General features: G+C 67.6%; 13 protein-coding genes. 9 read left to right on the top strand and 4 right to left on the bottom strand.

What is annotated here, in order from left to right; all coding sequences use genetic code 11:
* Positions 1-431: 431 nt before the first annotated feature.
* The 9 genes from rpmH (at position 432) to QU602_RS19045 (ending at position 7,278) form a co-directional block, all read left to right on the top strand.
* Positions 432-569, top strand: coding sequence for a 50S ribosomal protein L34 (gene rpmH, locus QU602_RS19085; RefSeq protein WP_153683454.1), 138 nt, complete (start codon positions 432-434; stop codon positions 567-569).
* A gap of 7 nt (positions 570-576) precedes the next feature.
* Entirely contained in the window at positions 577-999 is a 423-nt protein-coding gene (gene rnpA, locus QU602_RS19080; protein WP_308798054.1) for a ribonuclease P protein component, read from the top strand.
* Positions 992-1,345 (top strand): membrane protein insertion efficiency factor YidD, encoded by a 354-nt coding sequence (yidD, locus tag QU602_RS19075; protein WP_308798053.1) that lies wholly within the window; start codon positions 992-994, stop codon positions 1,343-1,345. The genes rnpA and yidD overlap by 8 nt, the downstream gene beginning before the upstream one ends.
* An 18-nt stretch (positions 1,346-1,363) precedes the next feature.
* Positions 1,364-2,311 (top strand): membrane protein insertase YidC, encoded by a 948-nt coding sequence (gene yidC / locus QU602_RS19070; RefSeq protein ID WP_308798052.1) that lies wholly within the window; start codon positions 1,364-1,366, stop codon positions 2,309-2,311.
* Between the two features lie 2 nt (positions 2,312-2,313).
* Positions 2,314-2,808, top strand: a complete 495-nt coding sequence (locus QU602_RS19065; protein ID WP_308798051.1) for a Jag family protein — start codon at positions 2,314-2,316, stop codon at positions 2,806-2,808.
* A 29-nt stretch (positions 2,809-2,837) separates the two neighbouring features.
* Positions 2,838-3,473 (top strand): 16S rRNA (guanine(527)-N(7))-methyltransferase RsmG, encoded by a 636-nt coding sequence (gene rsmG, locus QU602_RS19060; protein ID WP_308798049.1) that lies wholly within the window; start codon positions 2,838-2,840, stop codon positions 3,471-3,473.
* A 291-nt stretch (positions 3,474-3,764) separates the two neighbouring features.
* Positions 3,765-4,271, top strand: a complete 507-nt coding sequence (locus QU602_RS19055) for a hypothetical protein (RefSeq protein WP_373692859.1) — start codon at positions 3,765-3,767, stop codon at positions 4,269-4,271.
* Between the two features lie 1,172 nt (positions 4,272-5,443).
* Complete coding sequence (locus QU602_RS19050) at positions 5,444-6,298, top strand: ParA family protein (RefSeq protein WP_308798046.1); 855 nt, start codon at positions 5,444-5,446, stop codon at positions 6,296-6,298.
* Positions 6,298-7,278 carry a ParB/RepB/Spo0J family partition protein gene (locus tag QU602_RS19045; protein WP_308798044.1) on the top strand — a complete coding sequence of 327 codons (981 nt, stop codon included), beginning with the start codon at positions 6,298-6,300 and terminating at the stop codon, positions 7,276-7,278. The genes QU602_RS19050 and QU602_RS19045 overlap by 1 nt, the downstream gene beginning before the upstream one ends.
* A 191-nt stretch (positions 7,279-7,469) precedes the next feature.
* Here the strand turns inward: QU602_RS19045 and QU602_RS19040 are convergent, their stop codons facing one another.
* The 4 genes from QU602_RS19040 to trxB form a co-directional block, all read right to left on the bottom strand.
* The gene (locus QU602_RS19040; protein ID WP_308798043.1) at positions 7,470-8,513 is read right to left on the bottom strand and encodes a D-alanine--D-alanine ligase family protein; all 1,044 of its coding nucleotides are present in this window, start codon (positions 8,511-8,513) and stop codon (positions 7,470-7,472) included.
* A 49-nt stretch (positions 8,514-8,562) separates the two neighbouring features.
* On the bottom strand, positions 8,563-9,888 hold the full coding sequence (locus tag QU602_RS19035) for an aminotransferase-like domain-containing protein (RefSeq protein ID WP_308798042.1): 1,326 nt from the start codon (positions 9,886-9,888) through the stop codon (positions 8,563-8,565).
* A gap of 234 nt (positions 9,889-10,122) precedes the next feature.
* The gene (trxA, locus tag QU602_RS19030; protein WP_308798041.1) at positions 10,123-10,446 is read right to left on the bottom strand and encodes a thioredoxin; all 324 of its coding nucleotides are present in this window, start codon (positions 10,444-10,446) and stop codon (positions 10,123-10,125) included.
* A 44-nt stretch (positions 10,447-10,490) separates the two neighbouring features.
* A complete protein-coding gene (gene trxB / locus QU602_RS19025; RefSeq protein ID WP_308798039.1) occupies positions 10,491-11,480 on the bottom strand; it encodes a thioredoxin-disulfide reductase in 990 nt (329 codons plus the stop codon).
* Positions 11,481-11,585: the final 105 nt, after the last annotated feature.

Here is an 11,585-nt window from a genome sequence, read left to right as displayed (position 1 = left end):
CGTTCCCCGCAATCGCTTTCGAACATCGGCTTGCATCGCCCGTCGATCCCGACCGAGATCGGCGAGCGGTGCGAGGCATGTGTTCACAGTGTTATCCACGGCCTGTTGGCAGTCTTCGACGGATCCGCAGATTTCCGGGTGCGAAGCTGGGGATAACTGGTCTCAAACCGTAGCGAACAGAGTGCCACCGCGACAAATGCCAGTTCGGGGATCCACGCGAATCGGGCGTGTCGTTCCACAGCCGACGCGCAGCCAGCTGCGATACTGTCGGACTCGATCCGCGTCCCAGCAGCGGCAGCGGGTTTGACCGCGCGCCCGCGAGGCCGTAGGTTAAGTCAGTTGACCGCAGCCCGTCAGGGCACCCTTGTTTTCCCGCCGGCCGCACCTGTGACGCAGGTCGGTGAGGGATCTCGAACCGCCGGAGAAGAAGAATGAGCAAGCGTACGTTCCAGCCCAACAACCGTCGCCGGGCCAAGAAGCACGGCTTCCGCCTGCGCATGCGCACGCGTGCGGGTCGCGCGATCCTCTCGGCACGTCGCCGCAAGGGCCGCACCGAACTCTCCGCGTAAGGCTTCGGTGCTCGCCAAAGCCAACCGCATCACGAGCGCCGACGACTATCGACGAGTCGTGCGCCGTGGTGCGAAGGTCGCCGGTGCCCACACCGTGAGCTACGTGCGCTCACGGGAGGCCGACACCGACGCGCGCTTCGGCTTCATCGTCTCGAAGAAGGTCGGCACCGCCGTGCGCCGAAATCTGGTCCGCCGCCGGTTGAAGGCCGCCGGTCATGAGCTCGTCGCGGGCGGAGCTCACGGATTCGACCTCGTCGTACGGGCGCTCCCCTCGTCGGCCGCCTCGGACTTCTCGTCGCTGCGTGCCGAAGTGCGGCGGGCGGCCGAACGAGCTGCCGGGCTGCCGGCGGCGCATCGGAATGCAGCAGCACATCGACTCACGGATTCCTCGGCGGGGATCACGGTTGGCGAAGAGGCATCCCGTGCGTGACGTCGTCCTCTTTCTCGTGCTCATCCCGCGGAATGCGGGAGTGCTCTTGCTTCGCGCCTACCGCAAGCTGATCTCGCCGCTCTACGGCGACGTGTGCCGGTACTACCCCTCGTGCTCCGCCTATGGGCTGGGGTCGGTGCAGCAACGCGGGCTCGTGGTCGGGTCGGCGCTCACCCTCTGGCGCATCCTCCGGTGCAATCCCTGGAGCGCCGGCGGCATCGACGATGTGCGCGCCGCGCGGCACGAGCGATACCGGATCACGCCGTTCGGCTGGGTCGTCCCGGCCGGGTGGGCTGCCGCCGATGCGGTGCCACTCCCCCAGTTCTCCGCCCACGTCCACCCCTGAAAGGCCTGAGCCCCGCCAATGGACATCATCAGCATCATCCTCTGGCCCATCAAGTGGGTCATCGAGCTGATCCTCGTCGCGTTCCACTCGCTGTGGGACCTCATCGGCATGGATCCCGACGCCGGTGTGACGTGGGTGCTCTCGATCGTCGGCCTCGTCATCGTCGTCCGTGCCGCGCTGATCCCGATCTTCGTCCGCCAGATCAAGAGCCAGCGGCGCATGCTCGAGGTCGCGCCGCAGCTCAAGAAGATCCAGGACAAGTACAAGGGCAAGAAGGACCAGTTCTCGCGCGAAGCCATGTCGCGCGAGACCATGGCGCTCTACAAGAAGACGGGCACCAACCCGCTCTCGTCATGCCTGCCGCTTCTGCTGCAGATGCCGATCTTCTTCGGCCTGTTCTCGGTGCTCAACGATGCACAGCACGACAAGGCCGGCGTCGGCACGTTCACCCAGGAGTTGGCGAACTCGTTCGCGAACGCGGAGTTCCTGGGCGCGCCGCTGAAGGGCACGTTCATCGGCGCCGTCAACGGCGAGTACCCCTGGCAGGTCATGGTCGTCGCCGTCGTGATGATCGTGCTCATGACCGCCTCGCAGTTCATCACGCAGCTGCAGATCGTCTCGAAGAACATGTCGCCCGAGACCAAGGCGAGCCCCATGTTCCGGCAGCAGCGCATCCTGCTCTACCTGCTCCCGCTGGTGTTCGCGTTCTCGGGCGTCGCGTTCCCGATCGGCGTCATGTTCTACTGGCTCGTCTCGAACTTCTGGACGATGGCCCAGCAGTTCGTCGTGATCCGCAACATGCCCACCCCGGGCAGCGAAGCGGCGAAGGCGCGTGAAGCGCGGCTCGCGAAGAAGGGCAAGCTGGTCGTCGAGCAGCCTGAGCAGCCCGCCGAAGAGATCAAGAAGCAGCCCACGCAGCGCCAGCAGCCGATCAGCAAGCAGCGCGCCAAGAAGCAGGGGAAGTAGCCATGACCGACGTGCAGCATGAAGGCGAGCGGTCGCTCGCGCAGCTCGAAGAAGAAGGCGACATCGCCGCCGACTACATCGAAGAGCTGCTCGATATCTGCGACCTCGACGGCGACATCGACATCGACGCACGCAACGGCCGCGCCTACGTCTCGGTGAACGCGACCGACGGCGCGAACCTTGCGGTGCTGTCCAAGCCCGAAACGGTCACGGCGCTGCAGGAGCTTGCACGACTCGCGGTGCAGACGAAGACCAGTGCGTTCTCACGCCTCATCCTCGACATCGGCGGGTCACGGGACGCGCGTCGGGGTGAGCTCGACGCCCTCGTCGCCCGCGCGGCGGAGCGAATCGAGCAGGGCGCAGCCGAAGCGGCGCTGCCCGCCATGTCCTCCTACGAGCGCAAGCTCGTACACGACCTCGTCGCGGAGCGCGGACTGCACTCGGAGTCTCGCGGTGAAGGCGCAGAACGTTACACCGTCATCACGCGGGTCGGCTGAGCGCGCCACCGCGCGTTTCACGTGAAACCATGACGGATCGACTCGATCTCGAGCCGGAACCCGAGGCAGCCGCGACACTCTTCGGCGAGCACCTCGCGAAGGGCCGCGCGTTCACCGAGGCGCTCGCGCGGCACGGTGAGGAACTGGGTCTCATCGGGCCGCTCGAACTCCCCCGGCTCTGGACTCGGCATGTGTTGAACTCGGCGCTCGTGGCCCCGCTGCTCCGCCCCGGCCGCGTCGGCGACGTCGGATCGGGCGCCGGCCTGCCGGGCTTGGTGCTCGCCATCATTCGGCCGGATGTCTCGTTCTCACTCATCGAACCGATGGAACGCCGTGTGGCGTGGCTCGAGCGACAGGTTGCTGAACTCGAGCTGCCGAACGTCGAGGTGGTGCGGGCTCGAGCGGAAGAAGCGAAGCTCCGCGGTGAGCTCGACCAGGTGACGGCTCGCGCGGTGAGCGCACTTCGCACGCTGATCCCGATCACCGCTCCCCTGCTGAGGCCCGGCGGCGAGCTCGTCCTGATGAAGGGCGCGGGCGTCGATGGTGAGATCGGCGCCGCAGAGAAGGCCATGCGCAAGTTCCGGGTGCACGGCGGTGAGGTGCTCGTGCTCGGCGAGGGCCAGGTCAGCGAGGTCACGCGCGTGTATCACGCGACCGTCGGCTGAGCCGCAGGACCTCCCCGCGGCGGCTGCAGCGACGCTCGCTCGCTCGCGCGGACACGAAACGAGCGGTTTCGCTTCGCTGAGCGGGATCCTTAGCGTCGCGAGCGTACCGGCGTCTGTTCAAAGTGGTGGCCCGTGACGCCGTATTGCGCGTGGGTCGGCGGCAAAGGCCGGGGCGAGAGTGCTCAGTGACGATACGCTCACTCCGTGCGCATCGCGATATCTGGGACTCATGCGAGCGGGAAGAGCACGCTCGTCGGAGACTTCCTGGACGTGCATCGGAACTTCACGGCTGTGCCTGAACCCTACGAGCTGCTCGACGAGGCGACCGCTGCGCCGGACGCCTCCAGCTTCCTTCGTCAGTTCAACGCCTCCCTCGAGCTGTTCGCTGACAGGTCCATCACCGGCGATGTGATCTTCGAGCGCTCGCCACTCGACTTCGTGGCGTACCTGGCGGCTCTCGCCGCGCTCGACCGGCCGACACTTCCCCGGCAGAGGTTCGCTGAGCTGACTGAGCGCGCCGACGCCGCGCTCAGGCAGATCGACCTGTTAGCCGTGATCCCGCTCGACCGTCACCTCGAGCTGCATCTCGATGAGGAAGAGGACGAGAACCTTCGTCGACAGATGGACGTGGAACTCCTCGACCTCGTCGAGCACGCAACGCATGCGGTGCCGGTCGTCGAGATCGCAGGACCCCGCCCGGCTCGACAGCAGGAGCTCAGCCGTGCGTACCTCAGCCGTCCGAATCTGGAGGCGACTCGCACCGCTCCCGACCAGTGGCCGTTTCACGTGAAACGGTAGCCAGCGGCACCATCCATCGGCGCCCTCGCAGCGATCCGTTTCACGTGAAACGCCCGGAGAGTGGGATGAAGATCTCCACATCTGCTGAGGGCGATGTCGGGCACCGCGAGCCGAAGGTCGATGTCGCATCTGACGGTTAGGCTGGTACTCCACGTGGTGCCGGGTCGCTCATCCCGGCGCTGTTCTTCTGGATGAGCGCGGTTGGAGTCGGCATGGCGCAAGGCGGGGGTCGCGGCTGGTTCCGCAGACGAACGCACTCCGACTCCGCCGACAGCGCAAGGGAGAACACCGCCGAGAGCGGCGCCGAGGGCGGTGTCGAGGGTGGCGCCGAGATCGATTCGTCAGCGATGCCCTCACGAGATCATGGCGTGGCCGACGCTTCTGCGGAGAGCGATGCGTTCGCTGAGCTCGTGCGAGGCAGGCCCGCGGCCGACGCGTCGAGCGTCGGTGAAGGCGGGCCGCTCGCGAGCCCGCCCGGTGCAACTGCTGTCGATTCGAGGTCGCCCAGCACTCCCCCGGGCCGTGCTCCGACTCGCGCCGCCATCGACTGGGACGCGGCGACCGCCGCCGCGTTGGCCGATGACGGGAACGAGGTCACCGGGCCGACTGAGCTCGTGGCGCCCGCTGGTGGGTCGAACGCCGGTACCGGCATGATGCTCGACGAGATCATCCGCGAGATCGTGGGCGATGCCGCCGTCGACACCGCTTCGTCGCTGCATCCGGTAGCGGTGGCGCCCGCCGAGAGCGTGCCACCCGCCGATGCGACCGCCGCTCCGACCGACCCTGAGGCGACGATCGTGCCGAGTGCGCCAGCCGGCGCTCTCCCAGCGGCTACTCCTGTCGCACAGGTCACGCCCGATGGGCCGACCGCAGCGGTTGTGCCGGACGCGTTGGTCGACCCAGCGGCGCCGGTTGCGACGAGTGAGACGGTGGCGCCGGACGTTTCCCTCGAGCCTGTGGCACCCGAGACGAAGCCGGCTGCAGACGCGGTGTCACCGCCCCCCGTGTCCGAGCGACCGACGGCTCCACCGCCTCTGGCGCCCCCCGCCTCCCCCGCGACCGTCTCGACGATCGCGCCGACCACCTCGTCGACACCGACACCGACCGCCCCCGACGATGTTTCACGTGAAACACCGCAGCCGCACGGAGGAACTCCCCTGGCCGATGAACTCATGAACGAGACCCGCCGCCGCATCGCGCTCGAAGAAGCCGTGCTGCCCCTGCCGCAGACGACACGGGTCCTCACGATCTCGAATCAGAAGGGTGGCGTCGGCAAGACGACGACGACCGTGAACCTCGCAGCGGCGCTCGCTCGCGCCGGTGCACGGGTATTGGTTATCGACATGGACCCGCAGGGCAATGCCTCGACTGCGCTCGGGGTCGATCACCGCTCGGAGCAGCAGAGTGTCTACGAGGTGCTCGTGCAGGACCTCCCGCTCGGTCCCGTGATTCGCCCGTCGGCTGAACACGAACGACTCGACTGTGTTCCGGCGACCATCCACCTGGCAGGCGCCGAGATCGAGCTCGTCTCCCTCGTGGCGCGCGAGCAACGGCTCCGCCGTGCTCTCGATACGCACCTCGGGCAGATGGTCGAGCCGTACCACTATGTGTTCATCGATTGCCCGCCCTCGCTCGGCCTGCTGACGATCAATGCCTTCGTGGCCGCGCGCGAGGTGCTGATCCCCATCCAGTGCGAGTACTACGCGCTCGAGGGCCTTTCGCAGCTGCTCAGCAATATCGAGCTGATCGAGAAGCACCTGAACCCGAGTCTGCAGCTCTCGACGATTCTGCTCACGATGTACGACTCGCGGACGAACCTCGCGCAACAGGTCGCGCAAGAAGTCCGCGAGCATTTCCCGGCGCAGACCCTGGGCACCATCATTCCGCGTTCCGTCCGCGTGTCGGAGGCACCGAGCTACGGGCAGAGCGTGATTTCCTACGACTACGGGTCCAGCGGATCGCTGTCGTATCGTGAAGCGGCCGCCGAGATCGCTCGGCGCGGCGCCCCCGGCGAGGAGAAGAAGTAATGGCAAGCAAACGCACGGGTCTTGGCCGAGGTATCGGCGCACTCATCCCGACCGGCGAGGATCGCGCCGCTCGGCCGGTGGATGTCTTCTTCCCCGAGGCCGACCGCAGCACGACTCCCACGGCGGTCGCCGTCATCGAGCAGGCCGCCGCTGAGGCGGAGAGTCTTGTGACCGTGCCCGGCGCTCGTCTGGCGAGCCTGAACCCTCACGACATCGAGCCCAACGCACAGCAGCCGCGGAGTGTGTTCGACGCCGACGACCTCGCGGAACTCGTACACAGCGTTCGCGAGTTCGGTGTGCTGCAGCCGATCGTGGTGCGCCCCCACCCCGAGCGTGCGGGCAAGTACGAACTCGTCATGGGCGAACGGCGCCTCCGTGCCAGCAAGGCCGCGGGCCTCGACGTGATCCCCGCCGTCGTGAAAGACACGGCCAACGAGGCCATGCTCCGAGACGCGTTGCTCGAGAATCTGCACCGGTCGCAGCTCAACCCGCTCGAAGAGGCATCCGCCTACCAGCAGCTGCTCGGTGATTTCGGCATCACGCAGGAGGAGCTCGCGACGCGCATCGGTCGCTCTCGCCCCCAGATCTCCAACACGCTGCGTCTGCTGAAGCTGCCGGAGGCGGTGCAGCTCCGCGTCGCGGCCGGAGTGCTGAGCGCCGGCCACGCCCGGGCGATCCTGATGATGCCCGACGTCGAGGCGATGCAACGACTCGCGGACAAGATCGTGAACGAGGACCTCTCCGTGCGTCAGGCCGAGGCTATCGCGAGCGCTGAGCCCAAGCCCGGCAAGGCGAAGCCGGCGGCCGGCAAGCGCCAGGAGTTCCTCGATGACCTCGCGGTCCGGCTCGGCGACCGGCTGAACACGCGTGTGAAGATCGCACTCGGCGCTCGCAAGGGCTCGATCAGCATCGACTTCGCCACCGTGCAGGACCTTCGCCGCATCCTGACCGACCTCGGTGAGGAGCTCGAGGGCGCCTGACGTACGTCACGGCAGGTGCGCGTACCGCGCCATTCGCTTCCAGGACGCGGAGCACCTGCTGCTGCACGCTACGCCGCCGCCGCCGCGCGGCATTCATAGGGGGTGTTTCACTCCGACCGCCGCGCATCCCGTCAGTCGCTTCCGAGAAAATCCCTGATCAAATCGATGTTCTCGGCTCCGAAGGATCGACGTCACCGCCGGGCGGCAGCCTGTCGAACGAGCGCGTCGTAGACGGCGGATGCCTCGGCGCCCGACGCCTCGATCGCCAGCGGGACCAGCGAGGTCTCCGTCAACCCGGGAACGACGTTGGCCTCGAGGAACCACGGGGTCCCTGACTCGTCGACGATGAAGTCCACGCGGGAGAGGTCGCGGAGGCCGAGCGTGCGGTGTGCCTGTACGGCGGCGTCGGCGACGGCCGCGGCGACGTCCGCGTCGAGGCGCGCCGGGGAGAAGAACGTGGTCTCACCCGCGTTGTACCGAGCCTGGAAGCTGTACACGCCGTTCGTCGGGACGATCTCGACGGGCGGGAGCGCTGCAGGCCCCTCCCCCGTGTCGACGACAGCGACCGCGACCTCGGTGCCGAACACACGACGCTCCACGACCGCGACCTCGGCATACGTGAACGCGTCGACCATCGCACGGGGCAGCTCGTCAGGAGCATCGACGATCGTCACGCCCTGCGCCGAGCCGCCGGAGGCGGGCTTCACCACGAGGTCGCCGGGGAGGGCCGCCCGCACCACGCGCAGCACGCTCGACGCGCCGAGTTCGCGGAACGACTCGTGGGAGAGCACGATCGAGTCCGGGACCGCGAGACCGGCGTCACGCATCAAGGAGCTGGCGACCGGCTTGGACCAGGCCCGGCGGGCCGAGGCACCGGGTGAACCCACCGTGGGAACCCGAAGCCCCGCGAGGAGGTCCGCGAGCGAGCCGTCTTCGCCGCTGGACCCGTGCAACGCGGGAAAGAGCACGTCGGGGCGATGCTCGGCGAGATACGGCAGGAGGCTCGCGTCGGGGTCCAGCAGCGTCGCGCGATGGCCGGCCTTGGTCAGGGCATCGACGACGCGCCGTCCGGACCGCAGTGACACATCGCGCTCATGCGAGATGCCTCCGGCGAGGACGACGACATCGAGTGCGCCCGCGGCGGTTTCACGTGAAACGGCTTCAGCGACCGAGGCATCCGTGGCTGTCCTGACCGACCCGGCCGCGTGCTCATCCACCTGCTCAGCGTGATTCATGATCGGGGGTTCTCCGCTCGTTCCGGCTTCGATGGGTGGGCGACCCGGATCACTTGAGATCCGAGGGTGGTGCGGGCTCGATGCCTGGTGTGTCGGGCAGCTGCAATGGGCCGGTGCCGGCGAACGTGTCGAGCAGGTCGAGCTCGCCGTTCACGACGGTCGCGAGTCGACGCACGCCGAGCCGGATCGCTTCGGGCGTCGGGTAGCAGAACGAGAGCCGCATCGCATGCCTCCCGCGGCCGTCCGCGAAGAACGCGGTGCCCGGCGTGTACGCCACGAGCTCGCGCACCGCGCGGGGGAGCATCTGCTTCGAGTCGAGCACGTCGGGCAGCGTGACCCAGACGTAGAATCCGCCGTTCGGGTTCGTCCAGGACAGCTGCGGCAGGTACTCGCGGAGCGACTCGATCATGGCGTCCTTGCGCTCGCGATAGACGCCGCGGAACGTGTCGATCTGCCCGCGCCAGTCCGCGGTCGACAGGTACTCCGACACGACGAGCTGGCTGAAGGAGGAGGGCGACAGGATCGCCGACTCCGCGGCGAGGATCAGCTTCTCGCGAATGGCATGTGGCGCGAGCGCCCAGCCGACGCGGAAGCCCGGCGCGAGCGTCTTCGAGAACGAGCCCAGGTAGATGACACCCTCGGGGTCGAGCGCTCGCAGCGCATCGGGTGCGGGCTCGTCGAAGTGCAGCAGGCCGTACGGATTGTCCTCGAGCACGAGGATCTCGTTCTGGCGGCAGATCTCGAGGATCTCCGGCCGTCGCGCAGCCGAGAGGGTGACTCCGGCCGGGTTGTGAAAGTTCGGGATCGTATAGAGGAACTTGATTCGGCGGCCTTGGCCGCGCAGGTGCGCGATCGTCTGCCGCAGGGCTTCGGGGATGAGCCCATCGTCGTCCATCGCGACGTGCACGACGGATGCCTGATACGACCGGAACACGCCCATCGCGCCCACATACGACGGCGCCTCGGCGAGCACGACGTCACCGGGGTCGAGGAAGAGCTTCGCGACGAAGTCGAGCGCCTGCTGCGATCCCGTCGAGGTCACGACGTCGTCGACCGACGCGCCGCGAATGCCCTCGAGCCGCATGACGTCGAGGATGTGCGCGCGCAGCGCCGGGACCCCCGCTCCCCCGCCGTACTGCAGCGCCATCGGCCCTTGCTCGCGCATGACGCGCTCCATGGACGACATCACGAGCTCTTGCGGGAGCGCGGAGACATACGGCATGCCGCCGGCGAGCGAGACCACTTCGGGTCGCGACGCGACGGCGAACAGAGCTCGGACCTCGGATGCGGCGAAGCCGGCGGCTCGCTCGGCGTAGTTCGCATACCAAGGGTCGAGATTGTTGCCGGTCCGCTGCGGGACGCCGTCAGTGGTCACATCACATCCGTTCTGTCTCGAGTTCTCATGCTAGTCACAGCAGAGGGACGCCTTCGGCGGATGACGGATGCCTCGAGGTGTGCCATCGTCCGTGAGGACCCGGTGCTCGGACTGTTGCGTCGCGCGCGGACCCAACCCTCCACCCTGAATGCTGGACGCGACCACGTCGAATGCGAAACGACCCGCCCGGCTGGTGCCGGACGAGTCGTTTCGAGGTCGAAGCGGGGCGGCCGACTACGCGATGTAGGCGGCGAGGTCGGCCTCGAGGGCGGGCTTCGGCTTCGCGCCGACGACGGTCTTCACGACCTCGCCGGCCTGGAAGACCTTGAACGCCGGGATCGCGGTGATCTGGTACTTCATCGCGAGGTTGGGGTTCTCGTCGACGTTGAGCTTCACGATGTCGAGCTTCTCGGCGTGCTCGGTCGCGATCTGGTCGAGGATGGGGCTCACCGCACGGCACGGCCCGCACCACTCGGCCCAGAAGTCGACGACGACGGGCTTGTCGTTCTTGAGCACCTCCTGCTCGAAGGTGGCCTCGGTCACGGCACGTGCAGTCATTACGTTCTCCTCTGGTGGACGTCGGTCGGGGTAGGGGTGCGCCGCTACCGCAGCGAAGCGAGCCGCTCGACGGCCTCAGCCTCGATCTCGGCCTCTTCGGGCGAGTTGGTGTCGGCGAGCGCGGCGAGGTAGTGCTCGGCGTCGAGCGCGGCGACCGTGCCCGACCCGGCCGCGGTCACGGCCTGCCGATAGTGGGGGTCGATCACGTCGCCTGCGGCGAAGACGCCGGGCTCCGAGGTGCGCGATGAGCGGCCCTCGACCCAGATGGTGCCGTCGTGGGTGAGCTCGAGCTTGCCGTGCACGAGGTGGGTGCGCGGGTCGTTGCCGATCGCGACGAACAGGCCGTCGAGGTCGAGTGCGCGGATGTCGCCGGTCACGGTGTCGCGCAGCGTGACGCCGGTGACGGCGTCGGTTCCGTGGATCTGCGTGACCTCGGCGTTCCAGACGAACTCGATCTTCTCGTTGTCGAAGGCCCGCTGCTGCATGATCTTCGACGCCTTGAGCTGGTCGCGGCGGTGGATCACGTACACCTTGTCGGCGAAGCGCGTGAGGAAGGTCGCCTCTTCCATGGCCGAGTCGCCACCGCCGACGACGGCGATGGTCTTCTGCTTGAAGAAGAAGCCGTCGCACGTCGCGCACCAGGAGAGGCCGTGGCCGGAGAGGACCTCTTCTTCGGGGAGGCCGAGCTTGCGGTAGGCCGAACCGGTCGCGTAGACGATCGCGCTGGCCTCTTCGACGCCGCCGTTGCCCAGCTTGACGCGCTTCACCGGACCGTCGAGCTCGAGCTCGACCACGTCGTCGTAGACGACCTCGGTGCCGAAGCGCTCGGCCTGCTGCTGCATCTTGGCCATGAGGTCGGGGCCCATGATGCCCTCCGGGAATCCGGGGAAGTTCTCGACCTCGGTGGTGTTCATCAGCTCGCCCCCGATCTCGACCGAGCTCGCGATGAGCAGCGGGTTGAGTTCGGCGCGCGCGGCGTAGATCGCGGCGGTGAACCCGGCGGGGCCTGACCCGATGATGATGATGTCGCGCAACGTGAACGCTCCCTTTGGCTTTCGTGCGTGTGACACCCGGATTCCGGATGACACGCCATGGTCAACACAGTCTAGGTCTCCCCTATTCCGGGCGGCTGCGCGTGA

The organism is Agromyces protaetiae (assembly GCF_030866785.1).
Taxonomy (GTDB): Bacteria; Actinomycetota; Actinomycetes; order Actinomycetales; family Microbacteriaceae; genus Agromyces; species Agromyces silvae.
This window is presented reverse-complemented; position numbering and strand designations above follow the sequence as displayed.

Excerpts from the sequence above, each read along its gene's own strand:
- trxA (WP_308798041.1), bottom strand. The coding sequence starts at position 10,446 with ATGACTGCACGTGCCGTGACCGAGGCCACCTTCGAGCAGGAGGTGCTC.
- QU602_RS19050 (WP_308798046.1), top strand. The coding sequence starts at position 5,444 with ATGAACGAGACCCGCCGCCGCATCGCGCTCGAAGAAGCCGTGCTGCCC.
- QU602_RS19065 (WP_308798051.1), top strand. The coding sequence starts at position 2,314 with ATGACCGACGTGCAGCATGAAGGCGAGCGGTCGCTCGCGCAGCTCGAA.
- rsmG (WP_308798049.1), top strand. The coding sequence starts at position 2,838 with ATGACGGATCGACTCGATCTCGAGCCGGAACCCGAGGCAGCCGCGACA.
- rpmH (WP_153683454.1), top strand. The coding sequence starts at position 432 with ATGAGCAAGCGTACGTTCCAGCCCAACAACCGTCGCCGGGCCAAGAAG.
- QU602_RS19045 (WP_308798044.1), top strand. The coding sequence starts at position 6,298 with ATGGCAAGCAAACGCACGGGTCTTGGCCGAGGTATCGGCGCACTCATC.
- QU602_RS19040 (WP_308798043.1), bottom strand. The coding sequence starts at position 8,513 with ATGAATCACGCTGAGCAGGTGGATGAGCACGCGGCCGGGTCGGTCAGG.
- yidC (WP_308798052.1), top strand. The coding sequence starts at position 1,364 with ATGGACATCATCAGCATCATCCTCTGGCCCATCAAGTGGGTCATCGAG.